The organism is Streptomyces sp. NPDC086766 (genome assembly GCF_044746005.1).
Classification (GTDB): Bacteria; Actinomycetota; Actinomycetes; order Streptomycetales; family Streptomycetaceae; genus Streptomyces.
Map to the genome: position 1 here is coordinate 232,456 of NZ_JBIVBI010000010.1, position 20,555 is coordinate 253,010.

At 72.7% G+C, this 20,555-nt stretch carries 21 protein-coding genes; 5 read left to right on the forward strand and 16 right to left on the reverse strand.

Features of this window, described 5'->3' with window-relative positions; all coding sequences use genetic code 11:
• Nucleotides 1-101: 101 nt before the first annotated feature.
• Nucleotides 102-1,220: a glycerate kinase gene (locus ACIPM1_RS20355; RefSeq protein ID WP_402436693.1), complete on the reverse strand. Its 1,119-nt coding sequence runs from the start codon at nucleotides 1,218-1,220 to the stop codon at nucleotides 102-104.
• Nucleotides 1,221-1,448: 228 nt separating this feature from the next.
• On the opposite strand from ACIPM1_RS20355, the gene ACIPM1_RS20360 reads away from it, so the two are divergent.
• Nucleotides 1,449-2,615 (forward strand): ADP-ribosylglycohydrolase family protein, encoded by a 1,167-nt coding sequence (locus ACIPM1_RS20360; protein ID WP_402436574.1) that lies wholly within the window; start codon nucleotides 1,449-1,451, stop codon nucleotides 2,613-2,615.
• Nucleotides 2,612-3,103 (forward strand): NUDIX domain-containing protein, encoded by a 492-nt coding sequence (locus tag ACIPM1_RS20365; RefSeq protein WP_402436577.1) that lies wholly within the window; start codon nucleotides 2,612-2,614, stop codon nucleotides 3,101-3,103. The genes ACIPM1_RS20360 and ACIPM1_RS20365 overlap by 4 nt, the downstream gene beginning before the upstream one ends.
• Before the next feature lie 106 nt (nucleotides 3,104-3,209).
• Here the strand turns inward: ACIPM1_RS20365 and ACIPM1_RS20370 are convergent, their stop codons facing one another.
• From ACIPM1_RS20370 to ACIPM1_RS20390, 5 genes are all read right to left on the reverse strand, one after another.
• Nucleotides 3,210-3,695, reverse strand: a complete 486-nt coding sequence (locus ACIPM1_RS20370) for a methylated-DNA--[protein]-cysteine S-methyltransferase (RefSeq protein WP_402436580.1) — start codon at nucleotides 3,693-3,695, stop codon at nucleotides 3,210-3,212.
• A 9-nt stretch (nucleotides 3,696-3,704) separates the two neighbouring features.
• Nucleotides 3,705-5,243: an AlkA N-terminal domain-containing protein gene (locus tag ACIPM1_RS20375; protein WP_402436584.1), complete on the reverse strand. Its 1,539-nt coding sequence runs from the start codon at nucleotides 5,241-5,243 to the stop codon at nucleotides 3,705-3,707.
• An 80-nt stretch (nucleotides 5,244-5,323) separates the two neighbouring features.
• Nucleotides 5,324-5,848 carry an O-acetyl-ADP-ribose deacetylase gene (locus ACIPM1_RS20380; protein ID WP_356183832.1) on the reverse strand — a complete coding sequence of 175 codons (525 nt, stop codon included), beginning with the start codon at nucleotides 5,846-5,848 and terminating at the stop codon, nucleotides 5,324-5,326.
• Nucleotides 5,845-7,254, reverse strand: coding sequence for a phytoene desaturase family protein (locus ACIPM1_RS20385; protein ID WP_402436589.1), 1,410 nt, complete (start codon nucleotides 7,252-7,254; stop codon nucleotides 5,845-5,847). The genes ACIPM1_RS20380 and ACIPM1_RS20385 overlap by 4 nt, the downstream gene beginning before the upstream one ends.
• Nucleotides 7,255-7,397: 143 nt before the next feature.
• The gene (locus ACIPM1_RS20390) at nucleotides 7,398-8,237 is read right to left on the reverse strand and encodes an inositol monophosphatase family protein (protein WP_402436592.1); all 840 of its coding nucleotides are present in this window, start codon (nucleotides 8,235-8,237) and stop codon (nucleotides 7,398-7,400) included.
• A 250-nt stretch (nucleotides 8,238-8,487) separates the two neighbouring features.
• On the opposite strand from ACIPM1_RS20390, the gene ACIPM1_RS20395 reads away from it, so the two are divergent.
• Nucleotides 8,488-8,871 carry a helix-turn-helix domain-containing protein gene (locus ACIPM1_RS20395; RefSeq protein ID WP_402436595.1) on the forward strand — a complete coding sequence of 128 codons (384 nt, stop codon included), beginning with the start codon at nucleotides 8,488-8,490 and terminating at the stop codon, nucleotides 8,869-8,871.
• Between the two features lie 80 nt (nucleotides 8,872-8,951).
• Here ACIPM1_RS20395 and ACIPM1_RS20400 read toward each other — a convergent pair whose 3' ends face one another.
• The 6 genes from ACIPM1_RS20400 to ACIPM1_RS20425 form a co-directional block, all read right to left on the reverse strand.
• Nucleotides 8,952-9,104: a hypothetical protein gene (locus ACIPM1_RS20400; protein ID WP_402436598.1), complete on the reverse strand. Its 153-nt coding sequence runs from the start codon at nucleotides 9,102-9,104 to the stop codon at nucleotides 8,952-8,954.
• Nucleotides 9,105-9,124: 20 nt separating this feature from the next.
• Entirely contained in the window at nucleotides 9,125-9,961 is an 837-nt protein-coding gene (locus ACIPM1_RS20405) for an IS3 family transposase (RefSeq protein ID WP_402436601.1), read from the reverse strand.
• On the reverse strand, nucleotides 9,958-10,215 hold the full coding sequence (locus ACIPM1_RS20410) for a transposase (protein WP_402436604.1): 258 nt from the start codon (nucleotides 10,213-10,215) through the stop codon (nucleotides 9,958-9,960). Before ACIPM1_RS20410 ends, ACIPM1_RS20405 begins: the two co-directional genes overlap by 4 nt.
• 210 nt (nucleotides 10,216-10,425) lie before the next feature.
• Nucleotides 10,426-11,100: a hypothetical protein gene (locus ACIPM1_RS20415; RefSeq protein WP_356183854.1), complete on the reverse strand. Its 675-nt coding sequence runs from the start codon at nucleotides 11,098-11,100 to the stop codon at nucleotides 10,426-10,428.
• Between the two features lie 28 nt (nucleotides 11,101-11,128).
• Nucleotides 11,129-12,892 (reverse strand): hypothetical protein, encoded by a 1,764-nt coding sequence (locus tag ACIPM1_RS20420; RefSeq protein ID WP_402436608.1) that lies wholly within the window; start codon nucleotides 12,890-12,892, stop codon nucleotides 11,129-11,131.
• 334 nt (nucleotides 12,893-13,226) lie between these two features.
• Nucleotides 13,227-13,439, reverse strand: a complete 213-nt coding sequence (locus tag ACIPM1_RS20425) for a hypothetical protein (RefSeq protein ID WP_356183860.1) — start codon at nucleotides 13,437-13,439, stop codon at nucleotides 13,227-13,229.
• Nucleotides 13,440-14,493: 1,054 nt separating this feature from the next.
• Here ACIPM1_RS20425 and ACIPM1_RS20430 point away from each other — a divergent pair.
• Nucleotides 14,494-14,925 (forward strand): hypothetical protein, encoded by a 432-nt coding sequence (locus tag ACIPM1_RS20430; protein WP_402436611.1) that lies wholly within the window; start codon nucleotides 14,494-14,496, stop codon nucleotides 14,923-14,925.
• 106 nt (nucleotides 14,926-15,031) lie between these two features.
• On the opposite strand, the gene ACIPM1_RS20435 is transcribed toward ACIPM1_RS20430, so the two are convergent.
• Complete coding sequence (locus ACIPM1_RS20435; RefSeq protein ID WP_356183866.1) at nucleotides 15,032-15,295, reverse strand: hypothetical protein; 264 nt, start codon at nucleotides 15,293-15,295, stop codon at nucleotides 15,032-15,034.
• 422 nt (nucleotides 15,296-15,717) lie between these two features.
• Between ACIPM1_RS20435 and ACIPM1_RS20440 the strand changes: the two genes are divergently transcribed.
• Entirely contained in the window at nucleotides 15,718-16,398 is a 681-nt protein-coding gene (locus ACIPM1_RS20440; RefSeq protein WP_402436615.1) for a hypothetical protein, read from the forward strand.
• A 27-nt stretch (nucleotides 16,399-16,425) separates the two neighbouring features.
• Here ACIPM1_RS20440 and ACIPM1_RS20445 read toward each other — a convergent pair whose 3' ends face one another.
• Genes ACIPM1_RS20445 through hydA form a run of 3 tightly spaced genes read right to left on the reverse strand, consistent with a single transcriptional unit; the run spans nucleotide 16,426 to nucleotide 20,418 of the window.
• Nucleotides 16,426-17,952, reverse strand: coding sequence for an NCS1 family nucleobase:cation symporter-1 (locus tag ACIPM1_RS20445; protein WP_356183871.1), 1,527 nt, complete (start codon nucleotides 17,950-17,952; stop codon nucleotides 16,426-16,428).
• A 28-nt stretch (nucleotides 17,953-17,980) separates the two neighbouring features.
• A complete protein-coding gene (locus tag ACIPM1_RS20450) occupies nucleotides 17,981-19,003 on the reverse strand; it encodes a TIGR03842 family LLM class F420-dependent oxidoreductase (RefSeq protein WP_402436618.1) in 1,023 nt (340 codons plus the stop codon).
• An 11-nt stretch (nucleotides 19,004-19,014) separates the two neighbouring features.
• Nucleotides 19,015-20,418, reverse strand: coding sequence for a dihydropyrimidinase (hydA, locus tag ACIPM1_RS20455; protein ID WP_402436621.1), 1,404 nt, complete (start codon nucleotides 20,416-20,418; stop codon nucleotides 19,015-19,017).
• Nucleotides 20,419-20,555 lie beyond the last annotated feature (137 nt).

The window sequence follows — 20,555 nt, forward strand, 5'->3', positions numbered from 1 at the left end:
GAACCGTTCGGACACCGATGGCGTCCGTTCGGTTCGGGGCCCCTCGTCCATGCGCGTCGCCGCTCACGCGCCGCTGCCCGCGGACATGACGGCGGGGGCGCTCAGCGCAGGTGGTCGTGGGCGATGCGTTCCGCGACGCGTTCCAGGATCGGGCCCGCCTCCGCGATGCAGCGTGAGACGTCCGGCTCGGTCTCCGTCAGGGGGTACGCGCGGCCGATCCCGGCGCGGGCGAGTGCCTCCGGTGTCAGGGTCAGCCGCCCGCACACCGCGACGACCTCCTTCCCCGCCGCCCGCGCGGCCGCGGCGACCCCGGCGGGCGCCTTCCCGTGCAGGGTCTGCTCGTCCAGCGACCCCTCCCCTGTGATCACCAGGGTCGCCCGCTCCAGGGCGGGCGCGAAGCCGAGCACCTCCAGCATGACCTCGATGCCGGGCCGGAAGCGGGCCCCGAGGAGCAGCGCGCCGTACCCGATGCCGCCGGCGGCTCCCGCGCCCGGCGCGACGGCGTACCGCGCCGCCCGGTCCCCGACCGCCTCCTCCAGCACCTTCGCGTAGTGCGCGAGCGCCGCGTCGAGCGCCGCCACGTCGTCCGGGGAGGCCCCCTTCTGCGGCCCGTACACCGCCGGTGCCCCCTTCGGGCCGGTCAGCGGGTTGTCGACGTCGCTGGCGAGCACCAGCTCGACCGAGGCGAGCCGCGGGTCCAGACCGGACAGATCCGCCCGGGCGAGCGCCGCGAGCCCTCCGCCCCCGGGCGCCACCGGCTCCCCCTCGGCGTCCAGGAAGCGCGCCCCGAGCGCGCGGAGCATCCCCGCGCCCCCGTCCGTCGTCGCGCTCCCGCCGACGCCGAACACGAGGATGCGGGCGCCCGCGTCCAGCGCGGCCCGCAGCAGCTCTCCGGATCCGTACGTGGAGGCCGTGAGCGGCGCGAGGACGCCCGCCGGCAGCCGCTGCAGCCCGCTGGCCTCCGCCATCTCCACCACCGCCGTGTCGCCGTGCAGCGCGAACGCGGCCGTCACCTCGTGCCCGAGGGGCCCGGCGACCCGTACCTCCCGCCGCTCGAACCCGGCCGCGACCGCCGCGTCGACGGTCCCGTCGCCGCCGTCGGCGACCGGCAGCGCCTCCACCTCGACGTCCGGTACGACCCGGCGCAGTCCGGCCGTCACCGCCCGTGCGACCTGCACGGCGGTCAGCGACCCCTTGAACTTGTCCGCGGCAACCAGCACCCGCCGTCCCGTCTCCGGTCCGCGCACCGCAGCGTCCGCCACCTTGCATCCCCTTGCTCTCCGGGCCCCGCGCACGTCGGGGCCAGTCGCGCCGCTGCGACCATAGCCGCAGACCGGCTCCGCCGTCATGCCCCGCCCGATCGGTGGGCAGGCGGTGCGCGCGGGCGGCCGCATCCGGCCCGGCAGCCTCCCCGCACGCCCCCCACCGGAAACGGGTACTCCTCCCCCATGACCCCTGTGCGCACCGAGCCGGAGCCCACGCTCGCCGACCGCGTCCTCGGAGGCTGGCTGGGCCGGATCGCGGGCAACATGCTCGGCAAGCCGGTCGAGCAGGGCGAGGTGTGGACGCGCGAGCGCATCGACCGCTATCTGCGGCAGGCCGGCGCGCTGCCGCTCACCGACTACCTCCCGGAACCGGCGGACGGCGCCGACGGCCCCGCGCTGCGCCCGGAGTGGCGCGGCTGCGTCCGCGGCCGTGTCCACGGGAGCTGCCGCGACGACGACGTCGACTACGCGATCCTCGGCCTGGACCTGCTGGAGACCCACGGCTTCGCGTTCAGCACCGAGCAGGTCGGGGAGCTGTGGCTGCTGCGGCTGCCGTACCTGCAGACGTTCACCGCCGAACGGGCCGCGTACCGCAATCTGGCCAACGGGCTGAAGCCGCCGCTGACGGCCACCTACGACAATCCGTACCAGGAGTGGATCGGCGCCCTGATCCGCGCCGACATCTACGGCTGGACCAGCCCCGGCGACCCGCGCCGCGCCGCCCTGCTCGCCCGCCGGGACGCGGTGCTGTCGCACACCGGCAACGGCGTGTACGGCGCGATGTGGGCGGCGGCGCTGATCGCGGCGGCGTTCACCGCGCCGGCCGTCCGCGACGCCGTCGACACCGCGCTCACGGTGGTCCCGGCGAGCAGCCGCCTGGCCCGCACCGTACGCCGGGTCGCCTCCCTGCACGAGACGCGCCTGCCGTGGGAGGACACGCTCGCCACCCTCGCGGAGGAGACGGCGGGCCTCGGCTGGATCCACACGGTCCCGAACGCCGCCGTCCTCACCGCCGGTCTGCTGTACGGCGACGGCGACTTCACCCGCACCCTCGCGCTCACCGTGCGCGGCGGCCTGGACACCGACTCCAACGGCGCGACGGCCGGTTCCGTGGCGGGCGTCCTGAACGGGGCGGAGGCGATCCCCGCGCAGTGGAAGGACCCGCTGGAGGACACGGTCCGCAGCGCGGTCTTCGGCTTCGACCGCGTCCGCGTCAGCGACCTCGCGGACCGGACCCTGCGCCTGGTGGAGGCCGGCGCCGCGTCCGGGGCCGGGGAGGGGCCGGGGCTCCGGGGCGTGCGGCGAGAGCCGGCGGTGGGGTCGGCGCGGCTGGATACCCTTTTCGAATGACCACTGCCGACTTCGCCACGTACATCGCGGGTCTCCCCCGCGTCCTCGCCGGAGCCGCCGCCCTCTTCCGCGACGCGGACGGGCGGGTGCTGCTCGTCGAGCCCAACTACCGCGACGGATGGGCGCTGCCGGGCGGCACGATCGAGTCCGACGACGGTGAGACCCCGCGCCAGGGCGCGCGCCGCGAGACGCTGGAGGAGATCGGCCTGGACCGCGAGCTCGGGCGGCTGCTCGCGGTGGACTGGGTGCACGGGACGGGCCGCCCGCCGCTGGTGGCGTACCTCTACGACGGCGGGATCCTCGGCGAGGAGGAGTTCAAGGCGATCCGCCTGCAGGAGGAGGAGCTGCTGTCCTGGCGGCTGGTCCCGCGCGACGAACTCGCCTCCCACCTCCCGGGCGCGCTGGGCCGCCGGGTGCTGGCCGCCCTCGACGTGCTCTCCGCGGACTCGGGCACGGCGGAACTGGAGAACGGCCACCGCGTCGCCTGATCCGGCCGGCCCCGGTGCTCCGGGCCGGCCGTCGCAAGACGGGCCCTCCGAAGACGGGCCCTCCGAAGACAGGCCCTTCGAAGACGCGCCGCCGGGACGCGGGCCGTCAGAAGATGGCCGCTCCCCGCTCGAAGTCCAGCAGGCGGCGCTTGCGGTCGAGGCCGCCGCCGTAGCCGGTGAGGCTGCCGTCGGCGCCGACGACGCGGTGGCAGGGGACGATGACGCCGATCGGGTTCCTGCCGTTGGCGAGACCGACCGCGCGGGAGGCGCCGGGGTTGCCGAGGGCCTCGGCCAGATCGCCGTAGGTGCGCGTCCGGCCGTAGGGGATGGAGCGCAGCTGCTCCCACACGCGGCGCTGGAACGGGGTTCCGTTCAGCCGGAGTTCGAGGGTGAACTCGGTCAACCGGCCCGCGAAGTAGGCCTCCAGCTGCTCCTCGGCCGCGTCGAAGGCGGCGGGCCGGGCGCGTTCGCCGAAGGCCTCCTCGGACGGGCGGTGCCGCTGGCCGGCCATGTACAGGCCGCAGAGGACGCCGTCGTCGGCGACGAGGGTGAGGGGGCCGTAGGGGCTGTCGATCACGGTGTGCTGCTTCATGGAACGTCCTCAGACGGGAAGGAAGTTGACCGGGTGGTCGCCGGTCGCCCAGAGGTACTGGACGGCGTAGGCGCGCCAGGGCCGCCAGGCGGCCGCCCGGGCGGTCAGCGCCGCCGGGGTCGACGGCAGGCCCAGCTCCTCGGCGGCGCGCCGGACGCCGAGGTCGGTGGGGAGGAAGGCGTCGGGGTCGCCGAGCGCGCGCATGGCGATGGCGTCCACCGTCCAGGGGCCGAAGCCGGGCAGCTCCAGCAGCCGGGCGCGGGTCTCCCGCCAGTCGCTCTCCACCCCCAAGTGGATCTCACCGTCGGCGAGTTGGCCCACGAGTGTGGTGAGCGTGGTGCGCCGGGCGCGGGGCATCGCCAGCGTCTCGGGGTCGAGGGCGGCCAGTGCCTCGGGGGCCGGGAACAGATGGGTGAGGCCGCCCTCCGGGTCGTCCACCGGCTCGCCGTGCGCGGCGACCAGGCGCGCCGCGTGGGTGCGGGCCGCTGCCGTGGACACCTGCTGGCCGAGCACGGCCCGTACGGCGAACTCGGCCTCGTCGACGGTGCGCGGCACCCGGCGGCCCGGGGCCTTGTCGACCAGGGGCGCGAGGACCGGGTCCGTGCGCAGCTGGTCGTCGATCGCGACGGGGTCGGCGTCCAGGTCGAGCATCCGGCGGCAGCGGCTGATGGCGACCGGCAGGTCCCGCAGGTCGCTCAAGGTGAGGCGGCAGGCGATGTGGTCCGTCGCCGGTGTCAGCGCCGCGATCCCGTGCCCGTAGGGCAGGCGCAGGGTCCGCCGGTAGGCGCCGACGGGGGTACCGCCCACGTCGTCGGGGCTGCGGGGGAGCCACTCCTCCACGCCCGGTACGGCCGTGGCCGCGAGGTGGCCGAAGAGGTTGTCCGGGTTGAGCGGGGCGCGGAACGGCAGGCGCAGGGAGAGGGCGCCGAAAGTGCCCGGCGCGGGCGTCCCGGGTGGCGTGACGGCGCGCCGCCGCGGGACACGGGAGCGCAGTTCGCTGGGTGACAGGGCGAAGACCTCGCGCACGGTGTCGTTGAAGGTGCGGATCGAGGAGAAGCCCGCGGCGAAGGCGATCTCCGCCATCGGCAGGGCGGTGGTCTCGATCAGCAGCCTCGCGGTCTGGGCGCGCTGGGCCCGGGCGAGCGCGAGCGGCCCGGCGCCGACCTCGGCGAGCAGCTGGCGCTCGATCTGGCGGGTGCTGTAGCCGAGGCGGGCGGCCAGGCCGGGCACGCCGTCGCGGTCCACGACCCCGTCCGCGATCAGCCGCATGGCGCGGGCCACGAGGTCGGCGCGCCGGTTCCACTCGGGTGAGCCGGGGCTGGTGTCGGGGCGGCAGCGCTTGCAGGCCCGGAACCCGCTCTGCTGGCAGGAGGCCGCGCTCGGGTGGAAGGTCATGTTCTCGGGCTTCGGCGGCACCGCGGGGCAGCTGGGCCGGCAGTAGATGCGGGTGGTCAGGACGGCGGTGAAGAACCATCCGTCGAACCGTGCGTCCTTGGACTGGACGGCGCGTACACAGCGCTCCCGGTCGGTGTGCATCCCGTTCTGCATGGGTCCAGCATCGGCCACCGGCGGGGCGCTGGGCTGGCGGGAATCCGACATCGACGTCCCCTGAGCCGCACCTGCCCGGATCAGCGGGCCCCGGTGGGCCCCACCCGGGCGGCGAACGCCTCGTAGGCCCGCTCGTCGAAGAGGACGAAGCGGACCTCCGCCACCGCGGTCCGCGCCTCCCGCACGGTGTCGACGGCGATCCGGGCGCCGTCGTCCAACGGCCAGCCGTAGATGCCGGTGGAGATCGCGGGGAAGGCCACGCTGCGGGCGCCCAGCTCGTCGGCGACGCGCAGCGCCGTGCGGTAGCAGGAGGCCAGCAGGTCCGAGCGGTCCTCGGTGCGGCTGTGCACCGGGCCGACGGTGTGGATCACCCAGCGGGCGTCCAGTGCGCCCGCCGTGGTGGCGACGGCCTGGCCGGTGGGCAGTCCCTTGCCGTACCGCGAGGCCCGCAGGCCGCGGCACTCCTCGAGGATGGCGGGGCCGCCCCGGCGGTGGATCGCGCCGTCGACGCCTCCGCCGCCGAGCAGGGAGGAGTTGGCCGCGTTGACGATCGCGTCGACGGTCTGCCGGGTGATGTCGCCCCGGACGAGCGTGATGGTGGTCATGTCTGCCGCAGCCTGCGCCATACGGCCTTCGCCGCGTTGTGCCCGGACATGCCGTGCACGCCGGGCCCGGGCGGGGTGGCCGACGAGCAGATGAACACCGCCGGGTGCGGGGTGTGGTACGGGAAGAGGGACGGCTTGGGGCGCAGCAGGAGCTGGAGGCCGGAGGCGGCGCCGGAGGCGATGTCGCCGCCGACGTAGTTGGCGTTGCGGGCGGCGAGTTCGGGCGGGCCTGCCGTGGCACGGGCGAGGACGCGGTCGCGGAAGCCCGGGGCGAAGCGCTCCAGTTGGCGTTCCACGGCGTCGGTGAGGTCGCCGGTCCAGCCGTTGGGCACATGGCCGTACGCCCAGAAGACCTGCTTGCCGGCCGGGGCTCGGGTGGGGTCGACGACGCTGGGCTGGACGGTGATGAGGAACGGCGCGTCGGGGGCGCGGCCCTCGCGGGACACGGCGCGCAGCGCGGTGCCGATCTCGGCGGTGTCCGCCCCGATCTGCACGGTGCCGGCGACGCGGGGCTCCGTCGCGGTCCAGGGCACCGGACCGTCCAGGGCGTAGTCGATCTTGAAGACTCCGGGGCCGTACCGGTAGCCCTCGTAGTACCGGCCGAGGCCGGCGATGCGGGCCAGGGCGGTGGGCGAGGTGTCGAAGACGTACGCCCGCGCGGGCGGGAGGTCGTCGAGGCGTTTGACCTCGTAGTCGGTGTGCAGGGCCCCGCCGAGGTCCTTCAGGTACGCGGCGAGGGCGTCGGAGATCGCCTGGGAGCCGCCGCGGGCCACCGGCCAGCCGCGGGCGTGCGCGGCCAGGGCGAAGACGAGGCCGATGGCGCCGGTGGCGAAGCCGTCGAGCGGGGCGATCACATGGGCGACGAGGCCGGCGAAGAGGGTCTTCGCCCGCTCGTCGCGGAAGCGGCGCATCAGCCAGGTGGACGGGGGCAGGCCCCGCAGGCCGAAGCGGGCGAGCATGACCGGGTCCCGCGGCAGCGCGGTCAGGGGCAGCGACATGAAGTCGCGGGCCAGGGTGTCCCAGTGCGGCAGGAACGGCTCGACCAGCCTGCGGTACGCGCCCGCGTCGCGCGGGCCGAAGGAGGCGGCCGTCGCGGCGACCGAGCGGGCCAGGACCGCGGCGGTGCCGTCCGTGAAGGGGTGCGCCATGGGCAGCTCGGCGTGCAGCCACTCGAGGCCGTAGCGCCGCAGGGGCAGGGCGCGGAACGCGGGCGAGTTGATGCCGAGCGGGTGAGCGGCGGAGCACGGGTCGTGCCGGAAGCCGGGCAGGGTGAGTTCCTCGGTGCGGGCGCCGCCCCCCACGGTGTCCCGCGCCTCGAACACCGCCACGGAGAACCCGCGCCGGGCGAGCTCCACGGCAGCGGTCAGCCCGTTCGGCCCCGCACCCACCACGACCGCATCGAGCATCGACGGCACCTTCGGACCCCTTCGTCAGCCGATGGCCACTCGGGATCAGGATATGCCGCCGGTCCGGCGGCCGGTGCCCGGTGGTCCGGGTGGCCCGCGCCGGGGGCCGGTGGCCGGTGCGGCCCCCGGCGGAGCCGGTCCGGTCAGGCCGAGAGCAGGTTCCGCACCCGGTGGGCCGTCGCGGCGTCCCGTGCCGCGGTGAACGGCAGGGTGTTGCCGCCGGTGACGCGGAAGGGGTCGCCGCTCAGGGTGACGTGGGCGCCGCCGGCCTCCTCGACCAGGAGCAGGCCCGCCGCGTGGTCCCAGGCCGCTTCCCACGAGAACGCGGTGGCGTCCAACTCACCGCGCGCTACGGCGAGATACTCCAGTCCGGCCGAACCGCAGGGGCGCGCCGCGACACCGTCCGCCCACAGCCCGAGCAGGGCCCGCTTCTGCGCGTCCGTCGTGAAGTCCGGGTGGGAGGTGGCCACTCGGAGGTCGCGGCCGGCTTCCGGTGCGCCCGCGCGCAGCCGCTCGCCGTCCAGGAAGGCGCCCTGCCCCCTTACGGCCGTGGCGAGTTGGTCGGGGACGGGGGCGTACGTCCAGGACGCGAGCACGACTCCGCGCCGGGCGAGGGCGACCAGGGTGCAGAAGCCGGGGTCGCCGTGCACGAACTGCCGGGTGCCGTCGACGGGGTCGACGATCCAGACCGGGCGGTCGCCCTGAAGCGCCTCATAGGAGTCCGGGTCGGCGTGCACCGCCTCCTCGCCGACCACGACGGAGCCGGGCAGCAGGTCGCCGAGCACGCCCGTGAGGTAAAGCTCGGCCAGCCGGTCGGCGTCCGTGACCAGGTCGTGCGGGCCGGACTTCCGCTCGACCTCGTGCTCGGCGAGGCGGCGGAAGCGGGGCAGGATCTCGGCCGCGGCCGCCTTGCGGACCGCCTCCTCCACGTCGGCCGAGTGACGTGCGAGAAACTCTTCGATGGTTTCCGTCTCTTCGATCATGCCTCCATGAGAGCACGAACCGCTGACAGCCCCCACCGTCGCGGTGCACTCCGGGTGGAATCGGGATGAACTCCGGTCGTCGGCGGCCGGCGTCAACCACGTCGCGGCGCATCCCGCGTCGGGGGCACCTACTTCGGCCCGGGGCAGGGTGGCGGATGCAGGCGAAAGAAGAAACATGCGGAACGGCCTGCGGATCGGGCCGTTAGACTCATTGACAGGGCTGCCTCTCCCCCGACAGGAAGAAGCGGTGGTGCTCAACACACTGCAGCAAATGATCAAGCGCCGGCTGGACCAGAACGGCTGGTCCTACAACGACGTGGCGCGCCGGGGCGGCATCTCACGTTCGACGGTGCACCATCTGGCCACGTCGAGGCGGCTGGCCCAGGTGCCGCAGAAGAGCACGCTGGAAGGCCTGGCCAAGGGGCTCGGCATACCGGTGGCTCCGGTGCAGCGGGCGGCCGCGGAGGCGGCGGGAGTCAACCTCTACTTCGAGGACTCCCCCGAGATCACCGATCCCGAGGTGGAGATCCTCATCGCGAGCGTGCAGAGGCTGAGCCCGAAGGACCGGCGGCACGTGGCGGTCCTGGTGGAGTCGCTGCTCGAGGCGGGCGGGCACGAGGCCGACCTGAGCTGACCCGCTCCCGGGAGGCGGTCCTCCTTCCCGGTACCGGCCGCCCGGCGGCCGTCGTCCCGCGGGCCGCCCGGTCCGGTTCGTCACCGGACGAATCCGGGGGCCTCCGCCGTGGCGATCCAGGTGATGACGGCCTGGACGGTGACGTAGTCCAGCTCGGCCACGGCGAAGACGGCCTGGACGTCGCCCACCTCCAGCGGGACGCCCGCCGCTTCGAGGGCGCAGTACAGCAGCATGCGGTGTGCTTGCGGGGCGGTCAGGCCCCGGGGCGCGCACGACCGGGTGCCACCGGATCGGGGCAGAGGTGGTGTGAGGTCCATGTGTCCGCCTTCTGGAGAGGGAGTTTCGGTCCACGCACCGCGAGCCCCTGCTGGGCCAGGCGGTTCAGGACCCTCGACAGTTCCGGGCGCAGCGGGGCGAGGCCGGCGGAGGCCCACAGCGCCGCGAGTGCGCGGTGCACGTGCTCCCAGAAGGTCTCGACCACCGCGTGGTCGTACCAGTCGCCCTTGGCCGCGTCGGGCGGCGCGCAGCCGGACCCCAGCGCCCGCTCGGTGAACACGCAGCTGAAGCCCGGGGCCGCCGGGGCGGGCGCGCTCCCGTGCCGGGCCAAGGCCGCCTGAAGAGTCCGCGCGAGGAGGGCGGGGTCAGCGGCGGCGGCGCTGCTCCAGCTCAGCAGACGCCGTCCGACGCTGTCCAGGACGACCGCCAGGCAGAGGTCGCCCTCCCGCGTCCGGCAGACGAACGTGTCCAGGATCCACCGGGTGCCGGGCGCGACGCACTGCTCGGGGTCGAAGGCCGCCGGCAGACGTCCCGGCATCCCGCGGAGCCCCGCTCGCCGCATGAGCCGCTCGACCGTCCCGTGGCTGACCCTGATCCCGAAACGGCGGTCGAGTTCCTGGCGGATACGCCGGTAGCCCCAGGAGGAGCCCGACTGCCGGTGGAGGTCGGTGATCAGCCGGGTCAGCCACGCGTGCCGTATGTCCCTGTCCGATGCGGGGCGTTCACGCCACGCGTAGTAGCCGGACTCGGAGACGTTGAGAAGGGCGGCGACCCTGCGCGCGGGAAATCCCTGCTCCACCACGCGCGTGATCACTTCGTAACGCCTTTTGGGGGCATCACGTCGTTCAGGGCGTCGATCGTCCGGCGGCACAGGAGGAGTTCGGCCTCGAGTTCCTGGATGCGGCTGCGGGCCGGGGCCGGGACGGCCGGGGCGCCGAGGGAGCGCCGCCAGCGGTAGACGGTGCTGGGCGGGATTCCCAGCCTCCGTGCGACTTCTCCCGCCGAGTGCCCTTCGGCGAGGAGTTGGAGCACACGGGTGCGTGATGCTGCGGGGTGCGCGCTGGTCACGGTCTCGGACCTTCCGGGTCGGGCGATGTCGTAGGGCTCCGGGGCCGGCGGTGGTGCGGGAGGCGCACCGAGGGGAGTCGGCGGTCCGGATGCCCCGGGCCGGCGGGGGCATCCGGAAGGGGGGTGACCGCCATGGCCGAACGCGGCCTCCCGGTGCCGGATCGGAGAGCCGGACTCCGGCCCGGCACCGGGCTTCACCTGCTCGGGGCCCTAGACGACGTGGCGGCGCACCGTGACGAAGGGGTTGAAATTGGCCTCGGGGTCGCTTCCGTCGGCCCGGGGAGCCCGGGCGGCCTCCCGGTCGAGAACGGTCTTGATCTCACGGGAGATCGCGTCGGCACGCTCCCGGATCCGATAGATCGGAAGCGTCGAGGAGCGCAGCTCCGCCGCACGGCGGGCCAGCCCCGCGAGCTCGCTCCGGGCGCTCGCGCTGAGGGTGAAGGCCCGCGGTGTGGCCACGACGAACTGGTAGGCGCCGGCGAAGGTCTGGCAGGAGGTGCAGTGCTCGTTCGCCGCGCGGCCGAGGTTGGTGGCGTGGATCAGCCGTGCGTTGCGGCCGGAGGTGGTGACGATCTGGAACGAGAGGGCGACGGACCGGCACGGCGACATCGGAGAGCATCCGACCGACTCGGCCATGGCGCGGTTGTTCGCCGTCACGGCGACGGACGGGCCGTACTCGTGGACCCTGAACGTTTCGTCGAAGTCGCTCACGTGGGCCCGGTTGGCGCGGCTGTGCGCCATGTCCACGGCGATGGCGGCACCGCCGGGGATGCCGGTGGTGGCCGAGGCCATGGTGGTGGTCATGGCCAGGCCGGCGCCGGCGGCCACGCCGATGCTCACGGCGGCCCTGGCCACGGTGCTCGTGCTGGGCTTGCGGTGCTTCATATCTGTCTCCTGAAGTGGTGAGGGGGGGTCAGGTCGTGCTGGGGCTCGGGGACGAGGTCGCCGAGGCGGAGGGGGACACGGTCGCCGGGTCGGTCGCGGAGGGGGACGGCGAAACAGGGGGCGTTCCGCCGGGCCGCGTGCTGGGCGGGGGCGTGGTGGCCGTCGCCGACTGCCTGGCGGTGGGCGACCCGGTGGGCGTGTTGCCCGTACGGGGGGAGGCCGACGCCTGTGTGGGTGTGGGCTGCGCGGTGGGGCTCCCTGACGGGGAGGCGGCCACCGTGGGTCCGGTTCCTCCCGTGCCGGGCCTCGTGGCGCGGCCGGTCGGATACGAACCGGGGGACGGCCGTGTGACCGGCTGGATCCGGGGCCGGTCGGCCGGCGGGCTCTCCGCGACGCGGACGCGGGGAACGCCGGGCTGCAGAAGCGGGGTCACGGGTGGCGCGGGCGGAAGCGGCGCGGGTGTCATGCCCTGCCACCAGGCGGCGCCCAGGACGCAGGCGGAGACGCCGACCGCGGCAGCTACGGCCAGACGCAGGGCGGGTCTGCCCCGTGTGGACCGTACGGCGGCACGCATCAGCCGCGCGAGCACCCGTCCCGCGAGGTAGGCCCCACCGACCATCGGGCACGCGAGCATGAGGGCGCCGATGACGCCGACGCCGCCCGCCGCCAGGTGGCCCGCTCCGAAGGCCTCGAAGGTTCCGGTCACTTGCTCGGCGAGGCTCCGGAACGCGGTCGTGAGCAGCCGGGGGAGGTTCCACAGGGCGTAGCAGACCTCCGCGAGGAGCAGGGGGATCATCGTCAGGACCCAGGTGGCGACGATGACGCGCGCGGAGCGCTTCAGGTCGGCCGCTCCGGCGGGCCTGCGTCCGGGCAGCAGGCTCAGCAGGATCGGCTTCACCTTGCCGAACAGGTCGGGCACGCCGGCCAGGTCGCCGAGGATGTAGTAGCCGTCGAGCCGCAGTGCGGGCATCAGCTGTTCCAGGACCTCGAAGTGCGCGAGGTAGACGGCGGCCAGGAAGAACGGCTGCCCGGTCAGCAGGTAGCCGAGGGTGAGCGCCAGGATGAAGACGGCGTTGAAGTAGACGCCGCCGAAGCCGGTGCGCAGCCGGCCCCGCCTGCCGATCCGGTACACGTCCGTGACGTCGGTGTAGAGCGCGGGCCAGATCAGGTAGATGCCGCACCCGATCTTCCCCGGGACCGCACCGCTGTACCTGCAGGCCGAGGCGTGGCCGAACTCGTGGAAGAGGAGGGAGAGGACGGTGAGCAGGAACACCGCGAGCATCCAGATCGGCTGTTCCAGCACGCGCAGCAGCGGTGTCATGGCGCCGTGGATCGCGAACAGCCACACGTCCACGGCCGCGGTGGCGGTCAGCACCAGCGCCACCATCGGCGGGCGGTGCAGCCAGCTCAGGGCGGCGGCGACGCGGGCGACCCGTGCCTCGTTGAGGATCACCCGGTGGCCGCGCAGGGCCAGCAGGAGGTCGGAGGTGGGGGCCTCGGCACACTTTCGCGGGAGTTCTCCCAGCGGGACCGTGACCCCGAGCGGGGTCAGCCGGTTCTCGATGAGGTAGACGACGTTGTCCTCGGTGACCTCCTGCCCGTACCGGCCGCTGACGCGGTGGGAGATGGTCTCCGTGTCGCGCACGCCGTCGATCGAGCTGACAACGAGGTAGAGCAGACGGGAGAGCATCAGGACCTGACCGTCGCCGCGGCGGACGACGTACCTGCGGTCGGTGAAACCGGAGCCCTGGTACTGGCCGAGGGTGCTCAGGCCGTCGGTGAGATGGGGCACGGGCCGCCCGGCGGCCGGCGCGCTTTCGGGTTCCAGGACCCGTGTGGTCGCGGTGGACGGCTCCGGCGGCTTCGCGGGACGTCCGTCACCGGGTGGCGGAGAGCCGGCCGTGGGGACAGTGGGTTCGTTCCGGGCGTGGGACGTGCTGTGTTCTGCGGGCAGCGTCATAGTCTTCTCCACGGCGCGGGTTTCGCTCGGACTCCTTGCGGCGCCTGCGAAGGACCGCCTGAGGGAGCCGGGAGCACCGTCCCACCCCGGGGGTCGACCCCCGGGGTGGGACGGTGCCCGGCGGACGCCGTGGGGCAGATTCCGCCTGCCCCTCGGCGTCAGCGTGTTACTGGTGGACGCTGATGGCCTGCGACGCCGCGGACTGCGCGACGGCCAGCGGCGAGAACTGGTTCACGGCAGCCGACTCGTTGTGAGCGTCGAGGTTCAGGAGCTTCTTCGAGATGTTGGTCGTCTTGGTGAGGTTGAAGGAGAACCGGCCCAGCGCCTCACGGCCCGGCAGCAGTTCCGCGGTCTCGGCCTCAAGCTGCTTGATGTCCATAGGAGTTGCCTTTCACTCGGGTAAGGAAGTGCGACATGGAAGTGGTCGCACGACGATCGGGAGACACCCGCCGCGGCCGGCCGACGGCTCGTGCGGAAATCGCGACGAGCGACGGAGCCGGTCCGGCGAGTCCTCCGTTCCGTTGCGGCCGGGCGTGGGGCGCCCGGCCGCAACGGTCTGAACAGCGGCACTACGAGAAGGAATACGTAGCCATGCGTCAACCCCGCTGTCCAGAATCTCCGGACGTTTCGTTCGGAGATCCCGGACGGTAGTCGAAAGCGGAGCTCCGATGCAAACCCGCTATGTCCGACATGTGTTCAAAATCGCTCGCTCGTTCAATAGTTGAGGCCTACAGCACCGCAAAGCCCCAGGTGGGGACGCCGAATGAGGCAGCTCGGACCCGCTCCCCGCACCGAAAGCCGGGCACAGGGCGCCGTCCGGCGACGCCCAACGAGGCGCTGAAGAGGCATATCTGAGGGGAATTCATCCCAAAGCCGCGACCACGAGTCCGTCGCAGTTGCCGTCCCACAGGTCGAGCAGCCCCTGGACGGGCCCCGGCGCGCAATGAGGCGGATCCGGCGGGCCACCGGATCCGGCCGGCCCGACGCGCCGCCGCCGGACGCCCGACCCGCCGAGCGATGCGCCCTCTGGACCACACCCCTCACCGCTCTCCCCGGTGGGCGCCCTCGGCGGAACAGGGGGCGGTCACTTGTGGGCATTGCCACGGCCTCGGCCATCCGATCCCGGCCTTTACCATTTCGCACTCCGCGCAATGAGGGTCGCCAAGAGGGCGCAATGCAAATCCGTCCGACTTTTTTATCAATACCGGAGCCGCGGGTGGATTCACCTGTTGGAGTTGCCCGGAGAATTGGCAGCCGAGAGCCCGGAAGATCCCCAAGACAAGGCTTTGACCTGCACTTTCCCCCGGCTGCGCGCCATACCGTCCGCACGGTGCACGAATTCGGCCTCCCGTGACAGCAGTGGAATCTGAGGTAGCGTCAGCCCGGCCGGTGGAGCAGAAAGGCCGCTCCATCCCGGCCCGAAAGGAGAAGCAGTGAAGAATATTGCCAAGGGCGTGGCAGGCGCACTCCTGGCCGTGGGTGCCGTGGTGGCACCGATGGCCGCACAGGCCTCCGCCGCCCCGCTGAACGGTGCCGTCACCGCGACGCCGGCGGCTTCGCACCGCGACCCGTACCCCGATCGGGACCACGACGGCGACCAGCGCTTCGACCGCGGCCTCGGGGGGCTGCGCCACACGGACCGTGACGACGACCGGCGGTACGACGACGACTGGCGGTACGGCCACAACCGTCGCTACGACAACGACTGGCGGTACGACAACGACTGGCGGTACGGCCACGATCGGGGTGAGCACCGGGGCTGGTCCTGCTGGTGGCGGTACGGCGACCACCACCGCATGACCTACCGCTACCAGTGGGACCGCCACCACTACAGGTGGGTGTGCGTCCCCTACTGGCGCCGCTAGTCGGCCCAGCCCTCCTCGACGCCCGTGGTCAGGATTCCCTGACCACGGGCGTCGGTGCTTCGGGCCGGCCCGGAGGCGCGGCCCGCAGCACGGCCGGCCACTGAAATCAGCCCGACGGCACCTTGTAAAGGGCGAGCACATTCTCGTCGGCCGCGACATAGGAATCCGGCGTCCGCATGCTCAACGTGCACATCGCGGCCCACAGACATTGCAGCTCGGTCGCATCCAGCACGACTGCCGCCGCCCGGACCACGTCAATCCAGCGCGTATCCAGCATTCCCGGACAAGATTCACCGGCGAGCAAGATCACCGGTTCTCCGAGACTGCCGCGCACGACAGCGGTCACCGACGCTCCCTGCACGAAGAGCACGTGCAACTCCTCTCGCCAGGGCGTAATTCACGACCCGCTCTGGAATCGCACGATGATATCGGGAAGCATCGCTCTTTTTCGGCGCATTCCGCAGAACAGCGTGGAGCGAACACATGGTCGAGCCGGGCGCGGACCTCCTCGGCGGCACCCCTCCATCCGGAGCGCCCACTCGGGCCGAGGCACGTCGCCTCGCCGTGCCTCCCCACCGCCGGACCTCTCCGCGATGGCCGGATGCGGGCGTCTCCCGGCCTCGCGGGGGCACGGATATACGGAAGGAACACGACATCCTGCGCGTGTCGCCGTGATCGCGGGGCTACGGAGCGAGGTCCACCCTTCCACCGCACTCCCGGCCGTGTGAGACTGGCGTTCCGTCCGCAGTGCGGGCCCCCTCCGCACCGTCCGTCCCCCACGAGAAGTGCGCCGTGCGTGATTTTCCCCTGCCGCTCGCGCTCACCGCGCGGCTGAGCCCGATCGTCGTGCTCGCCTGCGCGGGCTGGGCGCTCACGTCCGGTCCGCTCGCCGCGGCACCGGCCGCCGACCACAAGGCCGCCCCGCAGCAGCAGTCCGCGAGCAACACCGCCGCGCCCTCGGCGCCCTCGTCGACGGCGGTGTCCAAGACGTACGCCTCCGCCCCCGCACCGTGCGCGAGCATCGCCGCGAAGACCGTCAAGTCCCTTGTGCCGGGCGCCAAGACGACCGGCAAGGAGATCCCCTCCACCAACGCGAAGACGCGCCGCACCTGCTCCTGGAACGCGCTGGAGGGATACGACTACCGCTGGCTCGACGTGTCCTTCGAGCTCATGCGGTCGGACGCGGCGGCGCAGAAGACCTACCAGGAGCGGACCTCGGAGAAGAGCGGCGGAGGCGCGGTCCCCGGACTCGGCGACGCGGGCTACTCGGTGGTGAACCTCACCACCGAGGACAAGCAGCAGACCCGCGAGGGCACGGTGCTGGCCCGCGTCTCCAACGCCCTCGTGGTGGTCACCTACAACGGCAGCGACTTCGAGACGAGGAAGGCGCCCGCCACGGACGAGATCAACACCGGGGCGATCAAGGCCGCCAAGGAGGCGGTGGCCGCGCTGCAGAGAAGTCAGCAGGGCTGACCCGCCCGCGGCGCGGCCCGCCGCCGCTCAGGCGGTGGCCCGTTCCCGGCCCCGCGTCAGCATCAGCAGCAGGTACAGCACCATGGCGGTGCCCAGGCCCACGGCCCAGCCGTAGTCCGCGAGCGGCTTCAGCGCCGGGATCGGACGGCCGTCGACCAGCGGGTGGAAGTCCGCGCCGCCGACGGCGAGGACGCCGCCCGCCACGAAGGCCACCACGGCCCGCCAGTTCCAGCCGCCCGCGTACCAGTAGCGCCCGCCCGCGCGGTACAGGTCGGCCAGGTCGAGTCTGGAGCGGCGCAGGATCCAGTAGTCGGCGATGAGGATGCCGGCGACCGTGCCGAGCAGGCCGCCGACCAGGCCGAGCCAGGTGAAGATGTAGCCCTGCGGGTCGGCGTAGAGCTTCCACGGGAAGATCAGCACACCCAGGACGCAGGTGGCGAGGGCGCCGGCCCGGAAACCGACGTGCCGAGGCGCGATGTTGGAGAAGTCGAAGGCGGGTGAGACCAGGTTGGCCGCGATGTTCACCGACAGCGTCGCCACCAGCACGGTGACCAGCGCGTAGAGCAGACCGACCACGTTGTCCGTCTTCGCCGCCAGCTGCACCGGGTCCCAGACCGGCTTGCCGTACACCGCCTGTGAACCCGAGGTGACCAGCACGGACAGGAACGCGAACAGCGTCATGGTGGTCGGCAGTCCGAGCGCCTGGCCCCAGGTCTGGGCCTTCTGGCTCTTCCCGTACCGGGTGAAGTCCGGGATGTTCAGCGACAGCGTGGACCAGAAGCCGATCATGCCCATCAGGGAGGGCGCGAACAGCGTCCAGAAGTCCGGTCCCCAGCCGAGCCGGGACGGCTGGCCGAACAGCGGGCCGAAGCCGCCGGCCTTGCTGCTCATCCAGCCGAGCATCACGAACGCGCCGACGAGGACGAAGGGCGCCGCCCAGTTCTCGAACCGGCGGATGGTCTCCATGCCCCGGTAGATGACGGCCACCTGGATCGCCCAGAAGAGCGCGAACGACAGCCACATCGTCCAGGGGTGACCGCCGACCCGGGCGGCGTCGGACCAGCTGTTCCCGATGAGCTTCCCGGCGAGGAAGAAGATCGCCTCGCCGCCGATCCAGGTCTGGATGCCGAACCAGCCGCAGGCCACCAACGCCCGTACGACGGCGGGCAGGTTGGCCCCGCGCACCCCGAAGGAGGCGCGGGCGAAGACCGGGAAGGGGATGCCGTACTTGGGTCCGGCGTGGCCGGTGAGCAGCATCGGGACCAGCACGATCACATTGGCCAGGGCGATGGTGAACACCGCCTGCTTCCAGTCCATGCCGACGGCGATCAGACCGGAGGCGAGGGTCCAGGAGGCCGTGTTGTGGGCCATGCCGACCCACAGCGCGGAGAAGTTGTACGTGGTCCAGGTGCGCCGGGCGACCGGGACGGGCAGCAGGTCCGCGTTGGCGTAGGGACCGCTGGGCGGCGGAGTGCCGGGGGCGATCTCCACGCGCCCGTCGGAGAGGGTGTGCTGGGCGGACGACGGTATGGCCGTGGGAGCGGTGTCGGTCATGGGCAGCCCAATCAAGGGGTCCGGAGGATCAGGAGTTGACGGCGGGGATGACCTTCTCGCCGTACGCGTCGATGACGGCCTCCTGCGCGTCGTGCATGTCGTACACGGCGAACTGGTCGACGCCGAGGGCGCGCAGGGCGTTCAGTTTCTCGATGTGCGCCTCGGCCGGGCCGATGACGCAGAACCGGTCGACGATCTCGTCGGGCACGAACTCGGTGTCCGGGTTTCCGCTGCGCCCGTGGTGGGAGTAGTCGTAGCCCTGCCGGGCCTTGATGTAGTCGGTGAGTTCGTCGGGGACGGCGGCGGAGTGCTCGCCGTACTTGGCGACGAGGTCGGCGACGTGGTTGCCGACCATGCCGCCGAACCAGCGGCACTGCTCGCGCGCGTGGGCGAGCGCCTCGGGCGAGTCGTCGGCGGTGACGTAGGCGGGCGCCGCGACGCAGATCCTCACCTCGGACGGGTCGCGTCCGGCCGCGGCGGCCGCGTCCTTCACCGCCTTCACCATGTACTCGGTCAGGTACAGGTCGGCGAGCTGGAGGATGAACCCGTCGGCCTCCTCCCCGGTCATCTTCAGCGCCTTGGGGCCGTAGGCGGCCATCCAGACGGGGAGGCGGGCGTCCGGCTTGATCCACGGGAACCTGACGACCGTGCCGCCGCCGAGGTCGGCCTCCCGGCCGCTGCCGAGGGCGCGGATGACCTTCATGGCCTCGCTGATCCGGGCGAGGGTGTTGGGCTTGCGTCCCGCCACGCGCATCGCGGAGTCGCCGCGGCCGATGCCGCACACCGTGCGGTTGCCGAACATGTCGTTGAGGGTGGCGAAGGTGGAGGCGGTGACCTCCCAGGTGCGGGTGCCCGGGTTGGTCACCATCGGACCCACCGTCAGTTTGCTCGTGTTGGCGAGGATCTGGCTGTAGATGACGAACGGCTCCTGCCACAGCACGGCCGAGTCGAAGGTCCAGCCGTGGGTGAAGCCGTTGCCCTCGGCGCGCTTCATGAGGCTGACGACGCGGGAGGCCGGCGGGTCGGTCTGCAGGACGAGTCCGAAGTCCATGTGCGCCACTCCTAGTTGAGATACTGACAGGTCGAACGCGGGGTGTAGACGCCGTGTCCGGCGTGTCCGGTGTACTCGCGCTCGGTGACGACGGGCTCGCCGCGCGAGAGGACGGTCTCGACCCGGCCGGTGACCCGCCGGCCCTCGTAGGCCGAGTAGTCGACGTTCATGTGGTGGGTCTCGGCGGACAGCACCTGCTCGGCGTGCGGGTCGTAGACGACGACGTCGGCGTCGGCGCCCGGGGCGATGGTGCCCTTCTTCGGGTACAGGCCGAACATGCGCGCCGGGGTGGCGCAGGCGATCTCGATCCAGCGGCGGCGCGAGATGTGCCCGTCGACGACGGCCTGGTGGAGCAGGTCCATGCGGTTCTCGACGCCGGGCAGACCGTTGGGAATCTTGGAGAAGTCGCCGCGGCCGAGCTCCTTCTGGCCCGTGAAGCAGAACGGGCAGTGGTCGGTGGAGACCACCTGGAGGTCGTTGGTGCGCAGGCCCTGCCACAGCTTGGCCTGGTGCTCGCGCGGCCGCAGCGGGGTGCTGCACACGTACTTGGCGCCCTCGAAGTCCGGCTCGGCGAGGTTGTCGGTGGACAGGAACAGGTACTGCGGGCAGGTCTCGCCGAAGACGTTCAGCCCCTCGTCGCGGGCCCGGGCCAGTTCGGCCACCGCCTCCGTCGCCGAGACGTGGACGACGTACAGCGGGGCGCCGGCGACCTGGGCGAGCCTGATGGCGCGGTGGGTGGCCTCGGCCTCCAGGAGCGCCTTGCGCACCTCCCCGTGGAAACGCGGGTCGGTCTCGCCGCGGGCCAGGGCCTGTTCGACGAGGACGTCGATGGCGATGCCGTTCTCCGCGTGCATCATGATCAGGCCGCCGTTCTCGGCGGAGCGCTGCATGGCGCGCAGGATCTGGCCGTCGTCGCTGTAGAAGACACCCGGGTAGGCCATGAACTGCTTGAAGGAGGTGACGCCCTCCTCGACGAGGAGGTCCATCTCCTTGAGCGTCTCCTGGTTCACGTCGGAGACGATCATGTGGAAGCCGTAGTCGATCGCGCAGTTGCCCTCGGCCTTGGCGTGCCAGGCGTCCAGGCCCTCGCGCAGGGAGTGGCCGACGCTCTGCACCGCGAAGTCGACGATGGTGGTGGTGCCGCCCCAGGCGGCGGCCCGGGTGCCGGTCTCGAAGGTGTCGGAGGCGAAGGTGCCGCCGAACGGCAGTTCCATGTGGGTGTGGGCGTCCACTCCGCCCGGGATCACGTACTTCCCGGTCGCGTCGATGGTCCGCTCGGCCGTGAAGGCCTCGGCGGCCGGGGTGCCGGAGGCGGCGAGGGCGGCGATGCGGCCGTCCTCGATCAGGACGTCGGCGTGGATCTCGTCGGAGGCGGTGATGACGAGGCCGCCACGGATGACGGTACGGCTGCTCATGGTGCTCCTTCTCCTGCGTGGACGCTCCGGCGTCGTGCGGACGGGACAGTGCGGTGCGTGCGGGGCCGGCCGCCCCCGTACGGCCGGACCGCGGGACGGGGCGCGGCCCCGCGCCCCTCGCGGGGCGCGGGAACCGG